General features: G+C 70.1%; 26 protein-coding genes and 2 tRNA genes. 13 read left to right on the forward strand and 15 right to left on the reverse strand.

The window, feature by feature from the left end:
- Positions 1–31: 31 nt before the first annotated feature.
- Together AB0N22_RS14930 and AB0N22_RS14935 are read left to right on the forward strand one after the other, a co-directional pair.
- A complete protein-coding gene (locus AB0N22_RS14930) occupies positions 32–658 on the forward strand; it encodes a hypothetical protein (protein WP_364641755.1) in 627 nt (208 codons plus the stop codon).
- Between the two features lie 18 nt (positions 659–676).
- Positions 677–1,501, forward strand: a complete 825-nt coding sequence (locus AB0N22_RS14935) for a DUF72 domain-containing protein (protein WP_364641758.1) — start codon at positions 677–679, stop codon at positions 1,499–1,501.
- A gap of 21 nt (positions 1,502–1,522) precedes the next feature.
- Here the strand turns inward: AB0N22_RS14935 and AB0N22_RS14940 are convergent, their stop codons facing one another.
- Positions 1,523–2,116, reverse strand: a complete 594-nt coding sequence (locus AB0N22_RS14940) for a TetR family transcriptional regulator (RefSeq protein ID WP_364641761.1) — start codon at positions 2,114–2,116, stop codon at positions 1,523–1,525.
- A gap of 143 nt (positions 2,117–2,259) precedes the next feature.
- On the opposite strand from AB0N22_RS14940, the gene AB0N22_RS14945 reads away from it, so the two are divergent.
- The 5 genes from AB0N22_RS14945 (at position 2,260) to AB0N22_RS14965 (ending at position 6,870) form a co-directional block, all read left to right on the forward strand.
- Positions 2,260–2,415 carry a hypothetical protein gene (locus tag AB0N22_RS14945; RefSeq protein WP_364641764.1) on the forward strand — a complete coding sequence of 52 codons (156 nt, stop codon included), beginning with the start codon at positions 2,260–2,262 and terminating at the stop codon, positions 2,413–2,415.
- A 38-nt stretch (positions 2,416–2,453) separates the two neighbouring features.
- Positions 2,454–3,533 carry an NADH:flavin oxidoreductase/NADH oxidase gene (locus AB0N22_RS14950; RefSeq protein WP_364641767.1) on the forward strand — a complete coding sequence of 360 codons (1,080 nt, stop codon included), beginning with the start codon at positions 2,454–2,456 and terminating at the stop codon, positions 3,531–3,533.
- Positions 3,534–3,675: 142 nt separating this feature from the next.
- Positions 3,676–5,934: a phosphoribosylformylglycinamidine synthase subunit PurL gene (gene purL / locus AB0N22_RS14955; protein WP_364641770.1), complete on the forward strand. Its 2,259-nt coding sequence runs from the start codon at positions 3,676–3,678 to the stop codon at positions 5,932–5,934.
- A gap of 5 nt (positions 5,935–5,939) precedes the next feature.
- Complete coding sequence (locus AB0N22_RS14960) at positions 5,940–6,293, forward strand: sterol carrier family protein (RefSeq protein ID WP_364641773.1); 354 nt, start codon at positions 5,940–5,942, stop codon at positions 6,291–6,293.
- Between the two features lie 100 nt (positions 6,294–6,393).
- Positions 6,394–6,870, forward strand: coding sequence for a hypothetical protein (locus AB0N22_RS14965; RefSeq protein ID WP_364641776.1), 477 nt, complete (start codon positions 6,394–6,396; stop codon positions 6,868–6,870).
- Here AB0N22_RS14965 and AB0N22_RS14970 read toward each other — a convergent pair.
- The 3 genes from AB0N22_RS14970 to AB0N22_RS14980 form a co-directional block, all read right to left on the reverse strand.
- A complete protein-coding gene (locus AB0N22_RS14970) occupies positions 6,867–7,604 on the reverse strand; it encodes a glycerophosphodiester phosphodiesterase (RefSeq protein WP_364641779.1) in 738 nt (245 codons plus the stop codon). The genes AB0N22_RS14965 and AB0N22_RS14970 overlap by 4 nt on opposite strands.
- Positions 7,605–7,612: 8 nt before the next feature.
- Positions 7,613–8,923, reverse strand: coding sequence for a glycoside hydrolase domain-containing protein (locus AB0N22_RS14975; RefSeq protein WP_364641782.1), 1,311 nt, complete (start codon positions 8,921–8,923; stop codon positions 7,613–7,615).
- A gap of 155 nt (positions 8,924–9,078) precedes the next feature.
- Positions 9,079–10,644: a long-chain-fatty-acid--CoA ligase gene (locus AB0N22_RS14980; protein WP_364641784.1), complete on the reverse strand. Its 1,566-nt coding sequence runs from the start codon at positions 10,642–10,644 to the stop codon at positions 9,079–9,081.
- 94 nt (positions 10,645–10,738) lie between these two features.
- On the opposite strand from AB0N22_RS14980, the gene purF reads away from it, so the two are divergent.
- The 3 genes from purF to AB0N22_RS14995 all read left to right on the forward strand — a co-directional run bounded on the left by purF (position 10,739) and on the right by AB0N22_RS14995 (position 13,578).
- A complete protein-coding gene (gene purF, locus AB0N22_RS14985) occupies positions 10,739–12,229 on the forward strand; it encodes an amidophosphoribosyltransferase (RefSeq protein ID WP_364641787.1) in 1,491 nt (496 codons plus the stop codon).
- Positions 12,229–13,296: a phosphoribosylformylglycinamidine cyclo-ligase gene (gene purM, locus AB0N22_RS14990; protein WP_364641790.1), complete on the forward strand. Its 1,068-nt coding sequence runs from the start codon at positions 12,229–12,231 to the stop codon at positions 13,294–13,296. Before purF ends, purM begins: the two co-directional genes overlap by 1 nt.
- A gap of 111 nt (positions 13,297–13,407) precedes the next feature.
- A complete protein-coding gene (locus AB0N22_RS14995; RefSeq protein ID WP_149689981.1) occupies positions 13,408–13,578 on the forward strand; it encodes a DUF3073 domain-containing protein in 171 nt (56 codons plus the stop codon).
- A gap of 78 nt (positions 13,579–13,656) precedes the next feature.
- Here the strand turns inward: AB0N22_RS14995 and AB0N22_RS15000 are convergent, their stop codons facing one another.
- The 4 genes from AB0N22_RS15000 to AB0N22_RS15015 form a co-directional block, all read right to left on the reverse strand.
- Positions 13,657–14,742 (reverse strand): Glu/Leu/Phe/Val dehydrogenase dimerization domain-containing protein, encoded by a 1,086-nt coding sequence (locus tag AB0N22_RS15000; RefSeq protein ID WP_364641793.1) that lies wholly within the window; start codon positions 14,740–14,742, stop codon positions 13,657–13,659.
- 112 nt (positions 14,743–14,854) lie between these two features.
- Positions 14,855–15,352: a PGPGW domain-containing protein gene (locus AB0N22_RS15005; RefSeq protein WP_364641796.1), complete on the reverse strand. Its 498-nt coding sequence runs from the start codon at positions 15,350–15,352 to the stop codon at positions 14,855–14,857.
- 74 nt (positions 15,353–15,426) lie between these two features.
- A complete protein-coding gene (locus tag AB0N22_RS15010; protein WP_364641799.1) occupies positions 15,427–16,233 on the reverse strand; it encodes an SDR family NAD(P)-dependent oxidoreductase in 807 nt (268 codons plus the stop codon).
- Positions 16,230–16,841 (reverse strand): TetR/AcrR family transcriptional regulator, encoded by a 612-nt coding sequence (locus tag AB0N22_RS15015; protein ID WP_364641802.1) that lies wholly within the window; start codon positions 16,839–16,841, stop codon positions 16,230–16,232. The genes AB0N22_RS15010 and AB0N22_RS15015 overlap by 4 nt, the downstream gene beginning before the upstream one ends.
- Positions 16,842–16,911: 70 nt before the next feature.
- On the opposite strand from AB0N22_RS15015, the gene AB0N22_RS15020 reads away from it, so the two are divergent.
- Entirely contained in the window at positions 16,912–17,814 is a 903-nt protein-coding gene (locus AB0N22_RS15020) for a sterol desaturase family protein (RefSeq protein WP_364641805.1), read from the forward strand.
- Positions 17,811–18,380, forward strand: coding sequence for a hypothetical protein (locus tag AB0N22_RS15025; RefSeq protein ID WP_364641808.1), 570 nt, complete (start codon positions 17,811–17,813; stop codon positions 18,378–18,380). Before AB0N22_RS15020 ends, AB0N22_RS15025 begins: the two co-directional genes overlap by 4 nt.
- On the opposite strand, the gene AB0N22_RS15030 is transcribed toward AB0N22_RS15025, so the two are convergent.
- Genes AB0N22_RS15030 through AB0N22_RS15040 form a run of 3 tightly spaced genes read right to left on the reverse strand, consistent with a single transcriptional unit; the run spans position 18,377 to position 20,810 of the window.
- A complete protein-coding gene (locus tag AB0N22_RS15030; protein WP_364641811.1) occupies positions 18,377–19,576 on the reverse strand; it encodes an alanine racemase in 1,200 nt (399 codons plus the stop codon). The two genes, AB0N22_RS15025 and AB0N22_RS15030, sit on opposite strands and share 4 nt — an antisense overlap.
- Positions 19,573–20,328 carry an SDR family oxidoreductase gene (locus tag AB0N22_RS15035; protein ID WP_364641814.1) on the reverse strand — a complete coding sequence of 252 codons (756 nt, stop codon included), beginning with the start codon at positions 20,326–20,328 and terminating at the stop codon, positions 19,573–19,575. The genes AB0N22_RS15030 and AB0N22_RS15035 overlap by 4 nt, the downstream gene beginning before the upstream one ends.
- Before the next feature lie 5 nt (positions 20,329–20,333).
- Positions 20,334–20,810: an MSMEG_6728 family protein gene (locus AB0N22_RS15040; RefSeq protein WP_364641817.1), complete on the reverse strand. Its 477-nt coding sequence runs from the start codon at positions 20,808–20,810 to the stop codon at positions 20,334–20,336.
- A 76-nt stretch (positions 20,811–20,886) separates the two neighbouring features.
- Here AB0N22_RS15040 and AB0N22_RS15045 point away from each other — a divergent pair, with 76 nt between their 5' ends.
- Positions 20,887–21,216, forward strand: a complete 330-nt coding sequence (locus tag AB0N22_RS15045) for a DUF3140 domain-containing protein (RefSeq protein WP_364641820.1) — start codon at positions 20,887–20,889, stop codon at positions 21,214–21,216.
- Positions 21,217–21,220: 4 nt separating this feature from the next.
- Here the strand turns inward: AB0N22_RS15045 and AB0N22_RS15050 are convergent, their stop codons facing one another.
- The 4 genes from AB0N22_RS15050 to AB0N22_RS15065 form a co-directional block, all read right to left on the reverse strand.
- Positions 21,221–21,838, reverse strand: coding sequence for a GyrI-like domain-containing protein (locus AB0N22_RS15050; RefSeq protein ID WP_364641822.1), 618 nt, complete (start codon positions 21,836–21,838; stop codon positions 21,221–21,223).
- A gap of 33 nt (positions 21,839–21,871) precedes the next feature.
- Positions 21,872–21,948, reverse strand: a tRNA-Phe gene (locus AB0N22_RS15055).
- Between the two features lie 108 nt (positions 21,949–22,056).
- Positions 22,057–22,133: transfer RNA gene (locus AB0N22_RS15060), tRNA-Asp, on the reverse strand.
- Between the two features lie 65 nt (positions 22,134–22,198).
- Positions 22,199–22,507 carry a hypothetical protein gene (locus AB0N22_RS15065; RefSeq protein WP_364641824.1) on the reverse strand — a complete coding sequence of 103 codons (309 nt, stop codon included), beginning with the start codon at positions 22,505–22,507 and terminating at the stop codon, positions 22,199–22,201.
- Positions 22,508–22,517: the final 10 nt, after the last annotated feature.

Here is a 22,517-nt window from a genome sequence, read left to right on the forward strand (position 1 = left end):
GAGGTTCACCCCACCTCCGTACGATTGAGGCATGACGTTCGCTCGGGGATTCGGCGCGCAGGCCAACTCGGCCGTCGGCGGCTTCACGTCCCGCGTCGACGACCGGACCGGCGAGGCGGCGCACCGCGTCGCCGGGGTCATCACGATGGCCGTCCGGGTCCTGCGCCTCCCGACGGCGGTCGTGCTGGCCGTCCCGCTGCCGTTCGTCCTCGCCACACTCGTGCTGGGCCTCGTCGCCGACGGCGGCGTGCGTGTGGTCGTGCTGCTGGCCGGGCTCGCGATGGCCGCGATCAGCGGCGCGTTCTGGGCGCGCCGCCGCAACATCCTGCGTGCCGTGGAGCAGCCCGACAAGCTCGCCACCGAGCTCGGCATCGCGATCAGCCTCAGCGACAAGGTCCACGAGACCCGCGGGGCGCTGGAACGCATCGCCGGTGGCGGAGGCTGGCGGTTCTTCGACCGGCTCAAGGGCGCCTGGGGCGGGGTGAGGATGACCGGCCGGTGGATCGACGGTATCGGCGACCTGCCCCGCGCGCGTTACTTCGTCCCGCCCAAGATCGGCACCACCGTGACGATCACCGTGGCGGCCCTGTGGCTGGTGCCGGTCTCGGTCGTCGTGACGCTGTTCGCGCTCATCGGGACGCTCGCCGGATCGCTCTGACCGCTCGTGTCCGGCACCGTGAGGATCGGCATCTCCGGGTGGACGTACGCGCCGTGGCGAAAGGTGTTCTATCCCGAGGGCCTGCGACAGAAGGACGAGCTCGAGTACGCCGCGAGCCGGATGACCAGCATCGAGATCAACGGCTCGTTCTACTCGCTGCAGCGCCCCGAGAGCTACGCCGGGTGGCGTGAGCGAACTCCCACCGGCTTCGTGTTCGCCGTCAAGGGCGGCCGCTTCATCACGCACATGAAGAAGCTCGCCGACGTCGAGGCCCCGCTGGCGAACTTCTTCGCCTCCGGTCCGCTCGCGCTGGGCGACAAGCTCGGCCCCGTGCTCTGGCAGCTGCCGCCGACGCTGGGGTTCGACGCGGCTCGCCTGACCGACTTCTTCGACCGGCTGCCTCGCACGACCACCGCGGCCGCCGCGCTGGGTGCCGGTCACGACGAGCGGGTCGCCGGTCGGTCGTACCTCGAGGTCTCGGCCGAGCGGGTGATCCGTCACGCCCTCGAGGTCCGGCACGACACGTTCCTGGCGCCCGCGTTCCTCGACCTCCTTCGCGAGCACCGGATCGGGCTCGTCGTCGCCGACACCGCCGGCAAGTGGCCCCTGATCCGCGAGGTGACGACCGACTTCGCGTACGTACGGCTGCACGGCGACACCGAGCTCTACGCCAGCGGCTACTCCGACCGGGCGCTCGACGAGTGGGCGTCGCTGATGCGCGGCTGGGCCGAGGGCGGCAAGGACGTGTACGCCTACTTCGACAACGACATGAAGGTCCGGGCCCCGTTCGACGCCATGGGCCTGATCGAGCGACTCGCCGACCTCGGTCCGGAGATCGCCTGACCGCGGCCGGCTGAGCCGTGATCAGGTGCTCGGCGTCACCACGAGCTGCATCGCGGGGGCGTACAGGCGGACGATGTCGTCGACCGAGGCGTCGGCGAGATCGGGCAGCCGGACGACGTAGCGCATCAGCGCCATGCCGATCAGCTGGCTGGAGATCAGTGACGCGCGAGCCTCGCGGTCGTCGCCGTCGAGGACAGCGACGAGCGAGGTGATGAGGATGTTGCGCGCCAGCTGCAGCATCGGCGCCTGGGAGTCGCCCGACCCCAGCGTCGTGCGGACCATCGAGCTGAAGATGTCGCGGTGCGGGTCCCACGAGCCCAGGAACGTCCGCAGCAGGCGTTCGGCCAGGCCGTCCGGGCCGTCCTTGACCACCGAGGCGATCTTCTCGAGCGGATTGACCGGCAGCTGCATCGTCGCGACGAGGAGTCCGGACTTGTCGCCGAAGTAGTGGCTGATCAGGCTGACGTCCACGCCCGCCTCGCGGGCGATCGAACGCATCGAGGTGCCGCCGAATCCCTGCGCGGCGAACTGGGTCCGGGCCGCGTCGAGGATCGCCGCGCGCCGGTCCGCGGCGTCCCCGGCCGGTGGGCGTCCCCGCGTACGCTTGGTGGTCACTACGGCGACCGCTCAGAACTATTCAACATACGTTGAATATACCATGGTTCTGGGCTCATCACACGGCTCCGGGTGCTGGTCGGGAGTAGCGTGGTTCGTGCACGGCTCGTCGTCCCCGACGGGTCGCCCCGAGAGGTGGTGTCATGACGCCCGACCAGGACCGATTCAAGCGCCTGCCCAAGCCGGTACGTCTCGAGGACACCGTCACGACGGCCGACACCGATCCGGTGCCGGACCCCGATGGCGGCCGCGACACCGAGCGCGACTTCCTGGTCCGCTACGGCCTCGGGGGACTCTGAGGTCAGGGCCACTGCGCCCGCCTGTCTAGGGTTGTGGCGTGCCTGCTCTCTTCGAACCTCTGACCCTGCGCGGCGTGACCGCCCGCAACCGCATCTGGCTCGCCCCGATGTGCCAGTACTCCTGCTTCGAGCAGGACGGCATGCCGAACGACTGGCACCTCGTCAACCTCGGCCAGCACGCCATGGGCGGCTTCGGACTCGTGATGACCGAGGCCACGGCCGTGGTGCCGGAGGGCCGGATCAGCCCTGAGGACACCGGGATCTGGTCGGACGCCCACGTCGAGCCGTGGCGGCGCATCGCGGAGTTCATCCGCGGACAAGGTGCGGTCGCGGCGATCCAGCTGGCGCACGCCGGCCGCAAGGGGTCCACGTGGGCGCCGTTCGGCGATGGCGGTGACGGCACCGTGCCGGCCGAGCAGGGCGGATGGACGGCCGTCGGCCCCTCGGAGCTGGCGTTCGAGGACTACGACGTGCCGCGCGAGATGACGACCGACGAGGTCGCGGCCCTGCCGCAGGCGTTCGCGGATGCCGCCGTGCGCGCCGACCGGGCCGGCTTCGACGTGGTCGAGATCCACGGAGCGCACGGCTACCTCCTCCATGAGTTCCTTTCACCGCTGGCCAACGAGCGCACCGACCAGTACGGCGGGTCGTTCGAGAACCGCACGCGCGTCGTCGTCGAGATCGTCGACGCGGTGCGCCGGGTCTGGGACAAGACGTTGTTCGTCCGCCTGTCGGCGTCGGACTGGGCCGACGGTGGCTGGAACGTCGAGGAGACCGCGCGGCTCGGCGCCGTCCTCAAGCAGCACGACGTCGACCTGCTCGACATCTCCTCGGGCGGGGCCGTCGCGCACCAGAAGATCGACGTCGGGCCCGGCTACCAGGTGCCCTTCGCGCGCGAGGTGCGTGATGTCAGCGGCCTGCCGGTGTCCGCGGTGGGGCTGATCACCGAGCCTGCTCAGGCCGAGCAGGTGCTCGAGGACGAGTCGGCCGACGTCGTGATGCTGGGCCGCGTCGCGATCCGCGAACCGGCCTGGCCGCTGCGCGCAGCGCACGAGCTGGGCGTGCCGCCCAAGGCTGCGCCCTATCCTCCGCAGCACGAGCGCGGCGCCTGGCGGTGAGCCGGCGTCCACCGTCCTGAGTGAGCGGTGACCTGGCGTCCACCTCGCGTACGAAAGTGGACGCAGACTCACCGCCTCAGGCGGGAGTGCCACCGCTGAACGCGCGGTCGGAAGGACCTCGTACGCCCGATAGGATCGGGGGGTGAGCGAAGCCCCCCGCCTGGACACCGTCGCCGTCGCCGAAGCCACCCCTGACAAGCCGCAGCCGTGGTCAGAGCTGGGTCTCCGCGAGGAGGAGTACGACAGCATCCGCGAGATCCTCGGCCGCCGTCCCACGGGTGCCGAGCTGGCGATGTACTCCGTGATGTGGAGCGAGCACTGCTCCTACAAGTCCTCCAAGGTGCACCTCAAGAAGTTCGGCGACCTGCCCCAGGAGACGCCGCTGGGCAAGACCCTGGCCGGCATCGGCGAGAACGCCGGCGTGATCGACATCGGCCAGGGCTATGCCGTCACGTTCAAGGTCGAGTCGCACAACCACCCGTCGTACGTCGAGCCCTACCAAGGTGCCGCGACCGGGGTCGGCGGCATCGTCCGCGACATCCTCGCGATGGGTGCCCGCCCGGTCGCCGTCATGGACCCCCTGCGCTTCGGCCCCCTGGACGCCGAGGACACCCGCCGCGTCATGCCGGGCATCGTCGCCGGTGTCGGCGGCTACGGCAACTGCCTGGGCCTGCCCAACATCGGCGGTGAGGTCGTGTTCGACGAGACCTACCTCGGCAACCCCTTGGTCAACGCCCTCTGCGTCGGCGTCCTGCGTCACGAGGACCTGCACCTCGCGTTCGCGAGCGGCGTGGGCAACAAGGTCGTGCTCTACGGTGCGCGCACCGGCGGCGACGGCATCGGCGGTGTGTCGGTCCTCGCGTCCGAGACGTTCGACGCCGACGGCCCGGCCAAGCGCCCGAGCGTCCAGGTCGGCGACCCGTTCATGGAGAAGCTCCTGATCGAGTGCACGCTCGAGCTGTTCCGCGCCCAGGTCGTCAACGGCATCCAGGACCTCGGCGGCGCCGGCCTCTCGTGCGCGACCAGCGAGCTCGCGTCCGCCGGCGACGGCGGCATGCACGTCGAGCTCGACACGGTGCCGCTGCGCGACTCCACGCTCTCGCCCGAGGAGATCCTCATGAGCGAGTCGCAGGAGCGCATGATGGCGGTCGTCGAGCCCCAGCACCTCGACGCCTTCATGGAGATCTGCGCCAAGTGGGACGTCGAGGCCGTCGTCGTCGGCGAGGTGACCGACGGCGAGCACCTCGTGATCGACTGGCACGGCGAGACCGTCGTCGACGTGCCGCCGCGCTCGGTGGCCCACGACGGCCCGACCTACCAGCGCCCCTTCGCCCGACCCGACTGGCAGGACGCCCTGCAGGCCGACGCCGCAGAGCGGCTCGCCCGCCCCACCTCGGGCGACGAGCTCCGCGACCAGGTGATCTCGGTCGTCACGTCGCCCAACATGGCGGACAAGTCGTGGGTCACCGACCAGTACGACCGCTACGTCCGGGGCAACACGGTCCTCGCGCAGCCCGAGGACGCCGGCGTCATCCGCATCGACGACGAGACCCATCTCGGTGTCGCGGTGTCCACGGACTGCAACGGCCGGTTCGCCAAGCTCGATCCCTATGCGGGTGCCCAGCTGGCCCTGGCCGAGTCCTACCGCAACGTCGGCGTCTCCGGCGCCCTGCCGCTCGCGGTCACCGACTGCCTCAACTTCGGCTCGCCGGAGAACCCCGACGTGATGTGGCAGTTCGAGCAGGCGACGCACGGGCTCAAGGACGCCTGCGAGGTGCTGGGCATCCCGGTCACCGGCGGCAACGTGTCGTTCTACAACCAGACGGGGGAGACGCCGATCCTGCCGACGCCGGTCGTGGGCATCCTGGGCGTCATCGACGACGTACGCACCCGCATCACGCAGGGCTTCGTCGCCGAAGGCAGCCACGTGCTGGTGCTGGGCGAGACCCGGGACGAGCTCTCCGGCTCGTCCTGGGCCGACGTGGTCCACGGCCACCTCGGTGGACAGCCGCCTGCAGTCGACCTCGAGGCCGAGCGCGCTCTGGCCAACCTGATGGTCGAGGCCGCCAAGACCGGCGTGGTCGAGGCCGCGCACGACCTGTCCGACGGCGGACTCGCGGTCGCGCTGGCCGAGGCCGCGTTCCGCCACGGTGTCGGCGTCACGGTCGAGCTCGACGACCCGTTCCTCGAGCTGTTCAGCGAGTCGTCCGCCCGCGCGATGGTCGTCGTCACGGAGGACCGGCACGACGAGCTGGTCTCGCTCGCCGAGAAGCACGGCGTCGAGCTCGCGTCCGTCGGGCGTACGGGGGGCACGGCGATCGAGGTCGCCGGCCAGTTCAGCGTGCCGGTGGCCGAGCTCAAGGCCGCCTGGCAGGCAACGATTCCGGCTGCGCTCGCCTAGCCGCCATGGCGCGTCGTCCGGTCCCGCTGGCGCACGAGGAGTTCGCCGCGATCTGTCGCCGGCTCGACGAGGGCGAGCCGTCGCGGGCCGACCTCAAGGCGGCCACGATGCACCTCGTCGCGGTGCTGGTGAGCAAGGCACCCGGCGCGAGCGTGGAGGTCCGGATCCCGCCGTTCGCGGCCGTCCAGTGCATCGCCGGGGCGCGGCACACCCGCGGCACGCCTCCTGCGGTCGTCGAGATGGATGCCCCGACGTGGATCGCCCTCGGTCGTGGCCGACTGCGCTGGGCGGACGCCACCGTGCGCGCGTCCGGCGAGCGGTCCGACCTGTCGCCGCTGCTGCCGCTCGACGAAGCCTGAGATCTCCCAGAGTTCCGGGAACCTGTCCAAGCAGACACGCCGTTCCCTTATGATCGACCTGTCAGGGAGGGAACCCGACACATCACGTTCAGGCACAGTCATGACGAATGGCATCTCCGATCCGGCTCAGCAGTGGTCCGACCTGCTCTCCAGCCTCAGCGGCAAGCGACGAGAAGCCGTCGTCGCCGCCCTGCGTTCCTCCCAGGAGCAGGGCTGGCCGGCCGACCGTGAGGCCGTACGCCTCCTGGTGGCCTATGCCAACGGTGAGATCGACGCGCAGGACTACGCCGTCGGCATCGTGGTCTCGTTGGGCGGTCACGAGGGTGTGCCGCAGCCGGCCGCCCCGCCGCAGCGAGCAGCCGAGCAGTGGGAAACCCAGTCGGCCCAGACCCGACCGGAATGGAGCCCTCAGCCGGTCGAGCCGGAGCGGACGGCCCCCGAGGCACCGGCGCCGATCATGTCCCTCGTCCCGGAGCCCCAGCCCAGGATGACCCGCGAGGAAGCGGTGGCGGCCTACGTCTCGGGCCGCATCTCGGTCGAGGAGTTCCTGCGCATCACCCGCGGCGTCTCCGCCTAGGCCCCAGCGGCCTGTCGCGCTGCGATCGCCCGGGCCGGATAGTTGGTGGCGACCATCCACACGTCCGGGTCGTTCATCCAGCGCTCGAGCTCGTCGGTCTTGTCCACGGTCCACACCAGCAGGGGGAGTCCGCGCTTCCGGGCGTACGTCTTGAGGCTCAGCCTGGCGACGATCTTGTGCGAGACGACGAGGTTGGCCCCGCTGAGCCGGACACGGAGGCGCGGGAAGGCGGACTCGATCCGTACGAGCTTGCGGACGAACCAGTTGGCCGTTCCCGATCGCGGGCTCGACGACAACCCGACGAGCAGGTCGGGGGCGTGCGTCTTCGACCACCGGCGGATGCGTCGGACCGAGGAGTCCTCGGCCGTCGTGATGATGGCCTGGTCCGTGCCGAGCATCGTGACGATCTGCTGCACCAGGACCAGGTCGTCGCCCCGGACCTTGAGGTCGACGTGGGCCCTCACGCGCCCGCGGATCAAGGCGAGCACCGTGTCGAGGTCGACCAGCCGGTCGGGCGAGAACTCGTCATGACGGTGCCGGGAGATCGACCGCGTGATGGTGTCGTCGTCGATCTCGTCGTCGTGGAAGATCACCGGGCGACCGTCCGCGGTGAGGCGGACGTCGAACTCGACGTAGTCGCAGCCGAGGGCGATCGCCGACTCGAACGCCGCCAACGTGTTCTGCGCGGAGCGGTCGTCCGCGGCACCGCCACGGTGCGCCGACACGAGGGGCATGCCCGCGACTAGCCGAGCTTGCCGCGCCGCAGGAGCGCCCAGACCGAGGACTCCGCGGTCGCGTACTGCGCCAGGCCGTTGGCCTTGCGATAGGCCTTGACCGCCGCGACGGTGCTGGTGTCGTAGACACCGGTGAGTCGGGGCTGCAGCCCAGCCGCGATCAGCGAACGCTGCAGGCGCCACACCGCCAGCCCGACCGATCCCTGCTTGAGCACGCGGGGGTTGGCGCCGTACGACACCAGCGCCGTCCAGGTCGGCCCGGTCGTGCGACCGACGGGGGACCAGCCCTTGGTCTTGCGGAAGGCGTCGATCGCCTTGACCGTCCCGGTGCCGAAGGTCGTGTCGACCGTGCGCACGAACCCCTGCTGACGAAGCAGGCACTCGAGCGCGGCGACCTCGGGACCCGTGCTGCCGAGCTTGAGCTGCGGGTAGGAGCTGAACGACATCTTGACGCCGCACGCCAGCACCTGCTTGACCGCGACCGAGCCACGGCCGACGTCGAGGAAGTTCTTGTCGATCGTGAGGCTCTTTCCACCGTACGAGCTGGTGACGTTGTTGTGGTACTGGTGGATGCGCTGGTTGACCCAGCCGTCGTCCGACAGGTAGGCGCCGCCGTCGGTGTTGGCGACCTGGTTGGTCCAGGCGAACCACAGCTGCTCGGGCTTCGTGAAGCCGGCGCGCCCGGCCTTGCGCGCGGCGTCGATCGCCGCGATCGCCGCCGACGCGCTGGAGTAGACGCCGGACTTGTAGCTGAACTTGTGGAGGTACTCGGTCCAGGCGTCGACGAACTCCAGGACCACGTTGTCGCACTTGGTCGTGCGGGCGTACCACTCGATGTCGAGGTAGGAGTAGGCACCGCTCGTGAAGCCGTACTTGCGCAGCGCGACGATCGTCTCCGCTGCGTCCGACCGGGCCTGCGAGCGTGCGGTCGAGACCGTCCACGACATCCGCTTCTTCTGGACCCGGCTGTCGGGGTTGTTGACGAAGCACGGCGCCTGCCGGCCCACGTGGATGGGCATGAAGCGCCAGCCGTTGGCCGCGTTCTTGGCGACCCACGCCTTGCTCAGGTTGGGCTGGTAGGCATCCCCGCAGTAGCGCGAGCTGCCGGACACGTAGATGCCGATCGCCGTGTAGGGGGACCGCAGGTTCCACGTGTCCATGACGGACTGGCTCGGCGCGACGCAGGCGTCGAGGCCGTGCCCCGTGAAGTCGCCAGGGGCGCGTGGACCCGCCGCTTGGGCGGGAGTGGACATCATCAAGGTCGCGGCCAGGCCGGTCAGGATGCCGGCGATCGTGAGCCGCGAGGTGGGGGAAGGCACCTGGCGCATCCTACGAGGGTACGTCCGGCGGAGGGCCATGTCATGGATTCGGGCCTCGGGGGTTGCGGCGCCGAGCGAGCCGAGCGATACGCTGGGGCCGCGTGGTCCCGGTCCCTCCCCTGGATGATCGGGGCCACGTCTCGGCCCGTCCGCGCTCAGACCTGACGCGCGCGATCCCCCCAGTAGGGCTTGCGGAGGTCGCGCTTGAGGATCTTGCCCGACGGGTTGCGGGGCAGCGCGTCGACGACGTCGATCGACGTCGGCGTCTTGTAGCCGGCGAGCCGCTCGCGGGCAAAGGCGATGAGCTCGTCGGCCGGCACCTCCTGGTCGGGCTTGAAGGCCACGACGGCCTTGACGGTCTCACCCCACGTGTCGTCGGGCACCCCGATGACGGCCAGCTCCTGCACGGCCGGGTGCTCGGCCAGGACGCGCTCGACCTCGGGGGAGTAGACGTTCTCGCCGCCGGTGATGATCATGTCCTTGATCCGGTCCTCGATGAACAGGAAGCCGTCCTCGTCGACGCGACCCAGGTCGCCGGTGCGTACCCACCCGTCGGGCGTGATGAGCTCGGCGGTCGCCTCGGGCTTGCCGAGGTATCCGGTCGTCGCCTGCGGCGTACGGAACCAGACCTCGCCGGACTCGCCCTGCGGCACGTCCTCGAGGGTCGCCGGGTCGACGACCCGCATCTCGGCGTGGGCCACCGGACGGCCCGCGGAAACCAGGCGCTCGGGATGATCGGCGTCCCGGTGGGCGGCGTCGTTGAGCACCGTCACGACACCCGCGAACTCCGTCATGCCGTAGACCTGCTGGAACTCGGTGTCGGGCCAGGCCTCCATCGCCGCCCGCAGCACCGGGAGGGGCATGGGCGCCGCGCCGTAGCCGACCGACTTCAGCTTGCCGAACAGTCCCATGACCTGCGGTCCCGCCGCGATCAGGGCCGAGACGACGGCGGGCACGAGGAACGCGTGTGTGCACCCGGCCATGACTCCGCCGGCCAACAGGGCGCCGTCGACCTCGGGGACGATGTAGCCGGTCGCGCCGATCACGGGCGCCTGCAGGGCGTACGACGTGCCGCCGACGTGGAACATCGGCATCGCGACCAGGAGCATGTCGCCCTCGTCGTACGTCGCGTCGCCGAGCCCGTTGACACTGTGCTGGACCATGGCGTGCTGGCTGAGCTGCACGCCCTTGGGCCGGCCGGTCGTGCCCGAGCTGTACATCACGACGCACACGTCGTCGGGGGTGACGTTGGGCTGCAGGTCGGCGGGAGTCGCGGCCGCCTGCCATGCCTCGAGCTCGTCGTCCTCGCCGCCGACGACGATGATGCGCTCGACGTGCTCGAGGCGGTCACGGACGAGGTTGAGCTGATCGAGCAGCTGGTGGCCGACGAGCACGACCTTGGCGCCGCAGTCGTTGAGGACGTAGTCGAGCTCGTCGCCGGCCAGCCGCCAGTTGACCACCGTGGTCGCGGCGCCGACCTGGCATCCGCCGAGGATGACCTGCAGCACGGCGGGGTTGTTCTTGTCCAGGATCGCGACCCGGTCACCGCGGCCGACCCCCTCGGCCAGCAGCGCGCCCGCCGTCCGGCGCACCGACTCCCACGCCTCGGCCCAGGTCCAGGTGCGCTCGCCGAAGATCCAGCACGGCTTGTCGGGTCGCTCGGTGGCGCGGTGCGCCAGGAAGTCGGGCAGGTAGGTGGCAGGTGGGATGGCAACAGGCATGATGCTCCTCGGCCGTGTGACGTGGATCACGACAGCGTAGGGGACTCCGTCAAGCCATTGGGTTGCGAGGGGCTGCGGCCCCTACACTTGGAGGGTGCCCCGCGGAGATGGACGCCTGACCCACGACCTCGATCCCCAGGACGCCGGACCCCAGGACGCCTGTGGCGTCTTCGGAGTCTGGGCCCCCGGTGAGGAGGTCGCCAAGCTCACCTACTTCGGGCTGTACGCCTTGCAGCACCGCGGCCAGGAGTCGGCCGGCATCGCGGTCAGCAACGGGCGGCAGATCCTGGTCTACAAGGACATGGGACTGGTCTCCCAGGTGTTCGACGAGGCCACGCTCGAGTCGCTGAAGGGCGAGATCGCGATCGGCCACGCCCGCTACTCCACGACCGGCTCCAGCGTGTGGCACAACGCCCAGCCCACGTTCCGGCCCACGGCCGCCGGCTCGGTGGCCCTCGGCCACAACGGCAACCTGACCAACACCGCTGAGCTCCTTGAGCTGCTGCACGAGCGTGACCTCGAGGCGGGCAAGGCGGCCGGCAAGGGTGAGACCGCGACGTCCGACACCTCGGTCATGGCCACCCTGCTGTCGTCCTATCCCGACCGCTCGGTCGAGGAGGCTGCCCTCGAGGTGCTGCCGAAGCTGCGCGGCGCGTTCTCGCTGGTCTTCATGGACGAGGGCACGCTCTACGCCGCTCGCGACGCCCAAGGCATCCGCCCGCTGGTCCTCGGCCGCCTCGAGCGCGGGTGGGTCGTCGCCAGCGAGACCGCCGCCCTCGACATCGTCGGCGCCTCGTTCATCCGCGAGATCCAGCCCGGCGAGTTCATCGCGATCGACGAGAAGGGGCTGCGCACCGAGCACTTCGCCAAGCCCGAGCCCAAGGGCTGCGTCTTCGAGTACGTCTACCTCGCCCGCCCCGACACCACGATCTCCGACCAGCGCGTCTTCTCGGTCCGCGCCGAGATCGGCCGGCGCCTGGCCCGCGAGTTCCCCGTCGAGGCCGACCTGGTCATCCCGGTGCCGGAGTCCGGTACGCCGGCGGCGATCGGCTACGCCGAGGAGAGCGGCATCCCGTTCGGGCACGGCCTCGTCAAGAACTCCTACGTCGGCCGCACGTTCATCCAGCCCTCCCAGACCCTGCGTCAGCTCGGCATCCGGCTCAAGCTCAACCCGCTGCGCGACGTCATCGCCGGCAAGCGGCTCGTGGTGGTCGACGACTCGATCGTCCGCGGCAACACCCAGCGCGCCCTCGTCCGCATGCTGCGCGAGTTCGGTGCCGCCGAGGTCCACGTGCGCATCTCGTCGCCGCCGGTCAAGTGGCCCTGCTTCTACGGCATCGACTTCGCCTCGCGGGCCGAGCTGATCGCCAACGGCATCTCGGTCGACGAGATCTGCCGCTCGATCGGCGCGGACTCCTTGGCGTACGTCACGCTCGACCAGCTCGTCGAGGCGACCAACGTGCCCAAGGACAACCTCTGCCGGGCGTGCTTCGACGGCATCTACCCCGTGGCACTGCCCGAGGACGACCTGATCGGCAAGCACCTCCTCGAGGTCCAGGACACGCTGCCCCTCGAGGTTCTCTGATGGCCGACCAGCCCACGTCGTACGCCAGCGCCGGGGTCTCGATCGAGGAGGGCGACCGCGCCGTCGAGCTCATGAAGGAGTGGGTCGAGAAGGCTCGCCGCCCTGAGGTCGTCGGTGGCATCGGCGGTTTCGCCGGACTGTTCGACGCCACGGCCCTCAAGGCGTACGCGCGGCCGTTGCTCGCGACGTCGGCCGACGGCGTGGGCACCAAGGTCCAGATCGCCCAGCGCATGGACAAGCACGACACGATCGGCTTCGACCTCGTGGGCATGCTGGTCGACGACCTCGTCGTGTGCGGGGCCGAGCCGCTGTTCATGACCGACTACATCGCCTGCGGCAAGGTCGTCCCCGAGCGCATCGCCGACATCGTCAAGGGTGTCGCGCAGGCCTGCGCCGAGAGCGGCACCGCCCTCCTCGGCGGCGAGACCGCCGAGCACCCCGGCCTGCTCGCGCCCGACGAGTACGACATCGCCGGCTCCACCACAGGTGTCGTCGAGGCCGACAAGCTCCTCGGCGCCGACCTCGTGCGCCCCGGTGACGTCGTCGTCGCCATGGCGTCGAGCGGGCTGCACTCCAACGGCTACTCGCTGGTCCGGCACGTCTTCTTCGAGCAGGCCGGCTGGCAGCTCGACCGCGACGTCCCCGAGCTCGGCGGCACGCTCGGCGAGGAGCTGCTGACCCCCACGCGGCTCTACACCCTCCCGTGCCTGGCCCTCGCCGACGCCGTCGAGGTTCACGCGATGTCGCACATCACCGGCGGCGGGCTCGCAGCCAATCTCGCGCGCGTCGTCCCGAGCACGGTCTCCGTACGCGTCGACCGCTCGACCTGGTCACCGCAGCCCGTCTTCGGGCTCGTCGGCTCGCTGGGTGGCGTCGCCCAGGCCGATCTCGACCAGGCACTCAACATGGGGGTCGGCATGGTCGCACTCGTGGCACCCGACGCCGCGGACGCCGCGGTCCGGCTCCTGGCCGATCGGGGGATCGACGCGTGGATCGCGGGTGACGTCGCCGGGGCCGGCGTGCACGGCGACGGCGGCACGGTCACGCTGACCGGCTCACACGCCTGACCCGCGTAGCAAACCGCGGGCTGTTCGGGGGGTCGGTGACGGATTTGTTGTCACCTTTGGGTACGCTTGTCGCACGACATACTGACTACTTTTCTGCGAGGGGGTCGACCCATGGGGCGCGGCCGTGCGAAAGCCAAACAGACCAAAGTTGCGCGCGACTTGAAGTACCGCACACCTGATACGGACTTCAACACTCTGCAGCGCGAGCTCCATGGTGAGTCGGGCGAACCGATTCCCGCTCAGTATCGCGACCTGGATCGAGAAGACCCGGCCGCCTCCTAGGCGACCGGGCCCCTCACTTCTCGCTGAACCCCGACCAGCAGGTCGGTGTTTTTGCCGACCCAGCGGGGCTGCGGTGCGCTACGGCAGCCAGACCGAACGCAGTCGGCCGACCTCGCGCATGCGCTGCTCGGCCATGCGGTCGGCGGCGATCGACGGCGGCACGCCCTCGGACCTGGCGCGCTCGAGCACGCCGAGCGTCGTGTCGAAGATCGTCGTGGCGCGCATCTTGGCACGGTCGAACACGAAGCCCTCGAGCTCGTCGGCGACCTGGATGACGCCGCCGGAGTTGACGCAGTAGTCGGGGGCGTAGGTGATGCCGCGCTCCTCGAGCCGCTTCTCGATGCCCTCGTGCGCGAGCTGGTTGTTGGCGGCGCCGCAGACGATCGTCGCGGTCAGGACCTCGATCGACTCGTCGTTGAGCGCGCCGCCGAGGGCGCAAGGGGCGTAGATGTCCAGCGGCTCGCGGATCAGCGCGTCGGTGTCGGCGACGGAGGTGATCGACGGATATGTCTGCCGGAGGGCGGCGACGGCCTCGGCGTTGACGTCGGTGACGACGACCTGGGCGTCCTCCTCGACGAGGTGGCCGACGAGGTGCTTGCCGACCTTGCCGACGCCGGCGACGCCGACGCGCTTCCCGGCCAGGGAGGTGTCGCCCCAGAGGTGCTGCGCCGATGCGCGCATGCCCTGGTAGACACCGAACGCCGTGAGCACCGAGGAGTCACCGGCTCCGCCGTGCTCGACGGTCCGCCCGGTCACGAAGTCGGACTCGCGGGCGATGAGGTCCATGTCGGGGCTGAACGTGCCGACGTCGCACGCGGTGTAGTAGCGGCCGCCGAGGGTCTGGACGAAACGACCGTACGCCCGGAGCAGCGCCTCGGTCTTGATCTTCGTCGGGTCGCCGATGATGACGGCCTTGCCACCGCCGAGGTCGAGGCCCGCGAGCGCGTTCTTGTAGGCCATGCCCTGCGAGAGGTTGAGGACGTCGGTCAGCGCGTCCTGCTCGGAGGCATAGGGGTAGAAACGGGTGCCGCCCAGGGCTGGGCCGAGGGCGGTGGAGTAGATCGCGATGATGGCCTTGAGGCCGGAGGCTTCGTCGTGGCAGAAGACGACTTGCTCGTGCCGGCTGCCGAAGGCCGACGGCGCATGGGTGCTGGAGTTGGTCACGGTAGTGCTCTCTGTCGTGGATGGCGGAGGTGCGGTGGTGGGCACTTCCATCGGTGAAGCCGCGGGGTGGTGCGACTTCCGACGAACTCTACCGGTCGGAGGGCCTGGCTGGTCAGTCCTCGTCGAGCGCCTTCCGCTCGGCGGCACCCTCGGGGTCCTCGACGCCGCGGAACGTGCGGAAGCTGTAGACGATGAAGCCCAGGGCGATGCACGCGGACAGGATCAGCGTCGCGCCCGTGCCCCAACCGCCGAGCAACCACCAGTCGTCGTCCAGTGACCACCACGCCGGCGGGTCCGGGCGAATGCCCCAGACCACACCCACGGCGGCCAGCGCGAGGGCGCCGGTGCAGCTGGCGATGATGCGGGGCCAGGTCTGCACGCCGTCGGCGGCGGCCTTGTAGGCCATGACCTTGACCGGCTCGAGGCGACGCTCGGCCCACTCGTACTGCTCGGAGAGCACCGCGAGCCCGGCGACCAGCAGCAGGAGGCCGGGACCGGGCAGGACGAGCGCCGCGATGCCGCCGGCGACGAGGACCCAGCCGACGATCTCGAGGACCAGCCGGCGTACGGCCCGGGTCGATCGCCGGCGCTGCGGCTTGTCGTCACTCATCGGATGCTCGCCAGCGAATTGCCCATGCCTCATCCTTGCAGGCGGCGAGCAATCGAGCCGGGCGGACCAACGGCCTAGCGGTCCTTGACCCGCTTGGCGAGCGAGGCGTCCATGCGGCGGAACAGGGGTCGCGACGCCTTGGTGACGACGCCGGGGAGGGCAGCCATCCCGAGCTCGCCCACGGCGCCCGGCAGGCTGGTCACCCGAGTCGGTTTGTCGACAACTGCCTTGACGAGCCAGTTGGCCGCCTTGTCGGCCGACAGCATCGGCATGGCCTGGTAGATCTGGGTCGCGCTCGACATCTCGGTGCGGACCATCGGGAAGTACACGGTGGTCGACGTGATGCCCTGGTGCCCGAGCTCGGCGGTCAGCGACCGGGTGAACGACTCGAGGGCGGCCTTGCTCGCGAGGTAGGCCGAGAACAGCGGGATCGGCACCTGCGTCGACATCGTCGACGAGATCACGACGTGACCGTGGCCCTGCTCGAGGAACCGGGGGACCAGGGCCAGCGTGAGTCGTACGGCGCCGAAGTAGTTGATCGCCATCGTGCGCTCGTAGTCGTGGACCCGGTCGAGCGACTCCTCGATCGGCCGGCGGATCGACCGGCCTGCGTTGTTGACCAGGGCGTCGATGCGCGGGTGCTCCTCGAGCAGCCTGGCCGCGACGGCATCTGTGGCCTCGGGGTCGGCCAGGTCGACTGCGTACGCATGGGCGGTGCCGCCGGCAGCCCGGATGTCGGCGCAGACCTCGTCGAGCTGGTCCTCGCGCCGAGCCAGGAGGCACACGGTCGCGCCGAGCCGCGCCGTCTTGCGGGCCGCCTCGGCGCCGATGCCGCTGGACGCGCCGGTGATGACGATCGTCCGGCCTCGGAGCTTGGTCACTCGTTGCCACCGAAGAGCGCCGTGAGGAGGCGCAGGCACCGCTCCATCATCTGCTCGGCGCTCTCGTCGGGGTGCTCCATCCACCAGTTCATCAGCGAGTCGACGATGCCGAGCCACACCGCGGTCATCGCGGAGATGTCGAGCGGGTCGTCGTTGCCCGCGAGGCTCATGAGCTCGGTGACGCCCTCGTCGGCGAGCTTGTCGATCCGCTCGGCGTAGAGCGCGACCGCGTCGGCGATGGATCCGGTCGACGGCGCCGTCGCGTCGAAGAAGAGGCGCCAGAGATAGGGCTGGGGCTCGAGCAGCGCGAACATCCCGGCGAGCGTGGCCATGCCTCGCTCGATGCCGACGGCGTCGCCGCGTGCAATCTGCTCGATCTCGTCGGCCAGCAGGGCGCCGCCGCGGTCCAGGCACGCCTCGTAGAGGCCTTCCTTGGACCCGAAGTAGTTGTAGATGAGCGGCTTGGAGATGCCGGCCTTGTCGGCGATCGCCGCCACCGAGGTCGCCGCGAACCCCTGCGTGCCGAACTGCTCGGACGCGATGTCGAGGATCTGCGTCTCCCGGTCGAGGCGGGGGACGCCCTTGGTGCCTGCATTCGGTCTGACCACGGAAGCAGTCTAGCGACGCGATATGAGTTCGTGGTAACTTACTCAAAGGTCATATCAGTTTGGAGGCACCATGCAGGACTTCCTGGATCCGCTGAAGAACCCCGTTCTCGTGGCGGCGCCCTTCTTCATCCTGTCGCTGCTCATCGAGCTCGCGGCGTTCAAGTACCTCGAGACCGACGAGGAGATGCGTGGTTACGAGCGCAAGGACGCCCGCACCAGCCTGATCATGGGCTTCGGTTCCCTCGTGTCCAGCACGGTCCTGAAGGTCACCACCCTCGTGGTGTTCGTCGCGATCAGCGTGCACCTCGCGCCGTGGCACCTGCCGACCGACACCTGGTGGTCCTGGGCAGCCCTGATCCTGGGCCTCGACCTCGCGTTCTACCTGCAGCACCGTTTCGTGCACCGGGTGCGCATCGGATGGGCGGCCCACCAGGCGCATCACTCGAGCGAGTACTTCAACTTCTCGACCGCCCTGCGGCAGAAGTGGAACCCGTGGGCCGAGGCGCTGTTCTGGCTGCCGTTCCCGTTCCTCGGGTTCGAGCCGTGGATGCTGTACGTCGCCTTCTCGATCAACCTGATCTACCAGTTCTTCACTCACACCGAGCGCATCGGCACGATGTGGTGGCCCATCGAGCTCATCTTCAACACGCCGTCCCACCACCGGGTCCATCACGGCAGCAACCCGGAGTACCTCGACAAGAACTATGCGGGCATCTTCATCATCTGGGACCGCATGTTCGGCACGTTCCAGAAGGAGCTGTTCCGTCCGACGTACGGCCTGACGGTCCCGGTGGACACGTACAACGTCCTGCGACTGCAGTACGGCGCGTTCGTCGAGCTCTACCGCGACGTACGGAACGCGACGAGCTGGCGGCACAAGCTGGGCTACGTCTTCATGCCGCCGGGCTGGCAGCCCGGGGAAAGACGGACCGAGGCCGAGCAGCCGCGCGACCCGTCGGAGTCGCTGGTGTGACGGACCGGCAGCTGGCCGTTGTCGCGGGGATCTTCGCGGTCTTCCTGACGGCGTGTGATGCGCTGTTCCACGTCCGCACGGACACGCTGGTCTACCACTGGGAGCCCCAGGTCTGGGACCAGACGATCATCGTGCCGGTCACGTTCTTCCTGGCCGCGATCGCGATGCTTGACATCAGCCGGCGGGTCCGGCCGGTCGCGCCCGCCCCGGCCGGCACACGGCGGGTCGCGGTCAGCCTCGGCGTCGTGACGGTGGTGTACGGCGCGTCAGGCCTGGTCGAGCCCGACCTGTCGGCTGCCTTCGCGCTGGCGCTGCTGGCTGCGTGGACCGTACGCGTGGCAGTGCGTCGTCAGCGGCCGCCCGCCCTTGTCGCCTGCGTCGTGATCGCGGTGGGCGGGGTGCTGGCCGAGGCGGCGTTGTCGGCGATCGGTGAGTTCGACTACGTGGCGCCCGACCTGCTCGGGGTGCCGTGGTGGTTGTTCCCGCTCTACCTCCACGGTGCCCTGGCCGCGGCCGACGTCGTGGCGCTCGTGCAAGCGAAGGAGCCGGTGCACGCCACCACCTAGAGATCGGTCGTGACGTTCCCCATCACGATGTGATCGGCATCGACCAGCGGGATCGACGGCCATCGGTCGAACGCCCCGCAGGGGTGGCTGAGGCCGAGGCCGAGCAGGTCGCCGACCGAGAGCTCCAGGTCTGCCGGCACCGTCAGGAAGGCGTGCTGGTCGTTGACCCGGTCGACCGTGACACCGTCGATCGGCGCGAGACGTCGCGATGCGTCGTAGCGGCCCAGGACCACGGGCAGCGTGTCGTCGGTCGGCACGTCGCGCCGGCCGAACCCCGCAATCACGAGCGTCGGCTCGGGCCGCGACCAGATGCTCGCCAGCAGCTCGAGCGCCGGCCGGAGGCGAGGTGCACCGCTCGCCCGCCCGTCCCACGGTGACGTGCGCCGGTAGGTGCCGTGGTCGTGCGTGGCGTAGCAGCCGCTGCGGATCACGGTGCGGACGGGGAAGTCGAACGCACGGGGGCCCAACGCGTCGGCGACGAGGTCGAAGTACGAGCTGCCGCCGGCGGTCACGATCGGGGGCACCGACTCGTCGATCAGGCCGTGGTCGCGCAGCAGGCGGACGGTGCTGCCGAGGTTGGCCAGGTAGGCGTCGATCCCTGGCGGCACGTCGTGCCCCTTTGTCGGCATCAGCCCCTCGAAACCGGAGACGCCCGCGAGCCGGAGGTGGGTAGAGCTTGCGACGTGCTGTGCGACGCGGAGGGACTCCTCGGCCGTACGGGTGCCGGTGCGGCCACCGACGTAGCCGACCTCCAGGAGCACGTCGAGGACGCGGTCGGTGCCCGCGAGGCCGCGTTCGAGCGCTTCTGCACCCGCGATGCTGTCGACGTAGCACCAGAACCCGGCGTCCTCGCCGGGCCGGGAGAGCAGGTCGTCGGCGACCCATCGGATCGACGCGTCGTCGACCAGCACGTTGGCCAGCAGGATGCGGCCCACGCCGAGCCGGTGCAGCCCGCGGACCTGGGCGGGCGTGGCCGCCGTCATGGCCCAGGCTCCGTGCCGCAGATGTCGCTCCACGACCTGGGGAGACAGCGACGTCTTGGCGTGGGGTGCGTGCAGGACTCCGGCGCCGGCGCAGAAATCGGCCATCGCGGCCAGGTTGGACTCGAGGGCGTCCTCGTGCAGGACGAGCGCCGGATAGTCGAGGTCGCGCAGCGTGTCGGCGCCGAGGTCCGCGACCCCCTTGGAGGAGGTCACAGGCTGCGGGTGAGGCCGCCGTCGACCGGCAGCATCACCCCGCTGAGGAATCCGGCGGCCGGCGACAGGAGGAACGCGGCAACCTGGCCGAACTCCTCCGGCCGGCCGTAGCGACGCAACGGGATCGTCGCCTCGTTGGCCGCCCGAGCAGCGTCAGGGTCGTCGGCCAGCGAGTCGAGCTGGCGCACGCGGTCGGTGTCGACGCGGCCGGGCAGCAGGCCGTTGACCCGGATGCCGCGTGGTCCCAGCTCGTCGGCGAGATTCTTGGCCGCCATCGCCAGGCCGGGTCGCAGGCCGTTGGAGATGCCGAGGCCGGGGACCGGGGCCTTGGCCGACGTCGACAGGACGAACGCGATCGAGCCGCCGTCGCCGAGCTCCTCGGCCACCGTGACGGCGAGGCGGATGGCGCCGAGGAACACCGTCTCGAACGCCGAGCGCCACTCGTCCTCCGTGCGCTCCAGGATGGGGCCGGCGGGTGGCCCTCCGACGCTGACCAGCGCCCCGTCGAGGCGGCCGAAGGTGTCCTTCGCGGCGCGGATCAGCCGTTCGGGTGTGGTCGGGTCGGCGTTGTCGACGGCGACGCCGGTGGCGCCGTCGCCCAGCCCTGCCACGGCCCGGTCGACCGACTCCTGCGAGCGGGACGAGACCACGACGCGCGCGCCCTCGTCGACGAGCGCCTGGGCGGTGGCGAGGCCAAGGCCGCCGGTGGCGCCGGTGAGCAGGTAGACGCGATCGCGGAGTCCGAGGTCCATGCCGGTCAGCCTAGGCCTGCCTCGGTGCTGTCCGGGCCCGGCCAGACGTACGGCAGGTCGTCCGGGACTCCCGGGAAGAGCGGGCCGTAGCGGTCCGGGTCCTTGCGCACGAGCGCGGACTGGTGGCTGCGGTGGAAGTCCGCGTCGCCGAGCCAGGAGGGCATCGCCCCGGCGGCCGCCAGCTCGTCCTGGGTGCGTACGGCCGTGACACCCGCGGTGGCGAGGTCGGCGGCGATCGTGGCCGCACACGTGTCGGCGTGGCCCTGCCGGGTCCACTCGTCGATGATCGCGAAGCTGTAAGCCCCCAGGGCCTCGAGGTGTCCGCGCCACATCAGCGCCGCGGGGTGGTGCCGCCAGCCGTAGGTCGGGATCGTGAGGGCGCGGACGACCTGGATCGACTCGACGCGCTGCTTGCCGAGCCGGGCCCGGTCCAGCACCTCGGCCGAGCGCGCGAAGTCGGCGTAGGGGAGGAAGGTCTGCATCGTCCCGGACGTACCCCCACGTCGCCGGGTGAACCGCGAAGATGCGAGCCGCGGCGGTGCCACGCACGATGGAGCAATGAGCGAGGACGACCAGACGATACGCCAGGAGTTCCACGATGCCGTCAACATGAGCCCCCAGGAGCTCGAGGACTGGCTGGAGACCGACGAGTCCCGCGAGGTCGGGCAGAAGTCCGGAGGCGGCGAGAGCACGGGGCACGCATCCGGTCGCCGGATCGTCGACCTGCTGCGAACCAAGAAGGACGACCTCACCGAGGACGACCTGGCGCACATGAAAAAGGTGACGGGCTATGTCGCCCGGCACCGGGCGCAGGGTCCCGACGGCGACGTCGAGGACAGCAGGTGGCGCTACTCGCTGATGAACTGGGGCCACGACCCCACGAAGTGACGCCTCAGGCCGGCGCCACCGGTTGCCGCAGGATCGTGCGCTGCTTCTCCGGGACCACCTTGCGGAAGTCGCTGAGGTAGATCTCGTGGTGCTTGCCGGCGAGCCGCACCCCTTCGGCCGGCACGACCTCGTGGTGCAGCCGGTCGAGCACGGGCGCCTCGCTGTCGAAGGACCCGACGTGCAGGGTCTGGAGGCACCGCCCCTCCGACAGGCTCTCCAGGCGTACGTCGTCGATCCCTGGCCGTCCCGATGCCGCAGCCTGCTGGGCGGCCGAGGCGAACAGGTCGTGCTCGATCCAGTCCGGCACCATGAGGAGGAGCGTCCAGTCCCACCGGGACTTGTCGCGGGCCGTCGTGAACGACTCCATGTCCTCGGCCCACCACAGTCCCTCGAGGGGTGGCACGACGTAGTCCCGGCCGAGCTCGCGCTTGCTCGCGAACTTCAGCTTGTAGGCCACCGGGTAGAGCGCCTCGACAGCGCCGGTGAACTCCGGCGAGCTGTTGGGATCGCCGTGGCCGTCGATCATGAGGTACTGCAGATCGGGCACGTCGACGAGCCGGAACTCGCCCTGCTTGGCCCGATAGGAGTCCAGGCTCTTCTTGAAGTCGATCTTGTCGGTCACACCCGCAAGTGTGGCGGCGACAGGAGACATGCGTGGTGGCCAGGGCCGGGGTCGAACCGGCGACCCTCCGCTTTTCAGGCGGATGCTCGTACCAACTGAGCTACCTGGCCGTGCCCGCGAACGAGCGACGATCACCTTATCGCACCCCACCTGCGCGATCGAAATCGGCAAACGAAAAACCCACGCACCTGGACTCAGGTGCGTGGGTCTCGTTCAGCTGGCGACCCCGACCGGACTCGAACCGGCGACCTCCGCCGTGACAGGGCGGCGCGCTAACCAACTGCGCCACGGGGCCTTGCTGTTGTGCGGTGAACCGCGCACGCAACTGTAACGTACGGGCACCCCGGCGAACAAAACGGGTCAGGCCTGCGGACGCGTCTCCGAAGGGGGCAGATCCTCGTGCGGCCCGGGCTCGTTCGTGCCGGCCTCTTCGGTCGCCCACGTCGCGCTCGTGGGCGGGTCGACAGCAGGGCCTCCGGTCGCTCCGCCGGCGACGGCCGTGCCGCCCGGAGGGACGGGCCTGTCGGCGTCGCCACTCGCGACGATCGAGTCGTCGAGCCGGTGCGGCTCGCGGGAGTCGACGGTGTCGGGTCCTTGCCGGACCGTTCGCAACCAGAGCATGCCGATGATGATGACGGCCACGATCGCGATGATGACGAGCCACTTCATGGTGTGTCCT

The sequence above is a fragment of the Aeromicrobium sp. NPDC092404 genome (assembly GCF_040684095.1).
Lineage (GTDB): Bacteria > Actinomycetota > Actinomycetes > Propionibacteriales > Nocardioidaceae > Aeromicrobium.

Bases quoted from the DNA above. Each gene is read 5' to 3' on its own strand.
- AB0N22_RS14930 (WP_364641755.1), top strand. From the start codon at position 32: ATGACGTTCGCTCGGGGATTCGGCGCGCAGGCCAACTCGGCCGTCGGC.
- AB0N22_RS14945 (WP_364641764.1), top strand. From the start codon at position 2,260: ATGACGCCCGACCAGGACCGATTCAAGCGCCTGCCCAAGCCGGTACGT.
- AB0N22_RS14960 (WP_364641773.1), top strand. From the start codon at position 5,940: ATGGCGCGTCGTCCGGTCCCGCTGGCGCACGAGGAGTTCGCCGCGATC.
- AB0N22_RS14965 (WP_364641776.1), top strand. From the start codon at position 6,394: ATGACGAATGGCATCTCCGATCCGGCTCAGCAGTGGTCCGACCTGCTC.
- AB0N22_RS14970 (WP_364641779.1), bottom strand. From the start codon at position 7,604: ATGCCCCTCGTGTCGGCGCACCGTGGCGGTGCCGCGGACGACCGCTCC.
- AB0N22_RS14980 (WP_364641784.1), bottom strand. From the start codon at position 10,644: ATGCCTGTTGCCATCCCACCTGCCACCTACCTGCCCGACTTCCTGGCG.
- purM (WP_364641790.1), top strand. From the start codon at position 12,229: ATGGCCGACCAGCCCACGTCGTACGCCAGCGCCGGGGTCTCGATCGAG.
- AB0N22_RS14995 (WP_149689981.1), top strand. From the start codon at position 13,408: ATGGGGCGCGGCCGTGCGAAAGCCAAACAGACCAAAGTTGCGCGCGAC.
- AB0N22_RS15005 (WP_364641796.1), bottom strand. From the start codon at position 15,352: ATGAGTGACGACAAGCCGCAGCGCCGGCGATCGACCCGGGCCGTACGC.
- AB0N22_RS15020 (WP_364641805.1), top strand. From the start codon at position 16,912: ATGCAGGACTTCCTGGATCCGCTGAAGAACCCCGTTCTCGTGGCGGCG.
- AB0N22_RS15035 (WP_364641814.1), bottom strand. From the start codon at position 20,328: ATGGACCTCGGACTCCGCGATCGCGTCTACCTGCTCACCGGCGCCACC.
- AB0N22_RS15040 (WP_364641817.1), bottom strand. From the start codon at position 20,810: ATGCAGACCTTCCTCCCCTACGCCGACTTCGCGCGCTCGGCCGAGGTG.
- AB0N22_RS15045 (WP_364641820.1), top strand. From the start codon at position 20,887: ATGAGCGAGGACGACCAGACGATACGCCAGGAGTTCCACGATGCCGTC.
- AB0N22_RS15065 (WP_364641824.1), bottom strand. From the start codon at position 22,507: ATGAAGTGGCTCGTCATCATCGCGATCGTGGCCGTCATCATCATCGGC.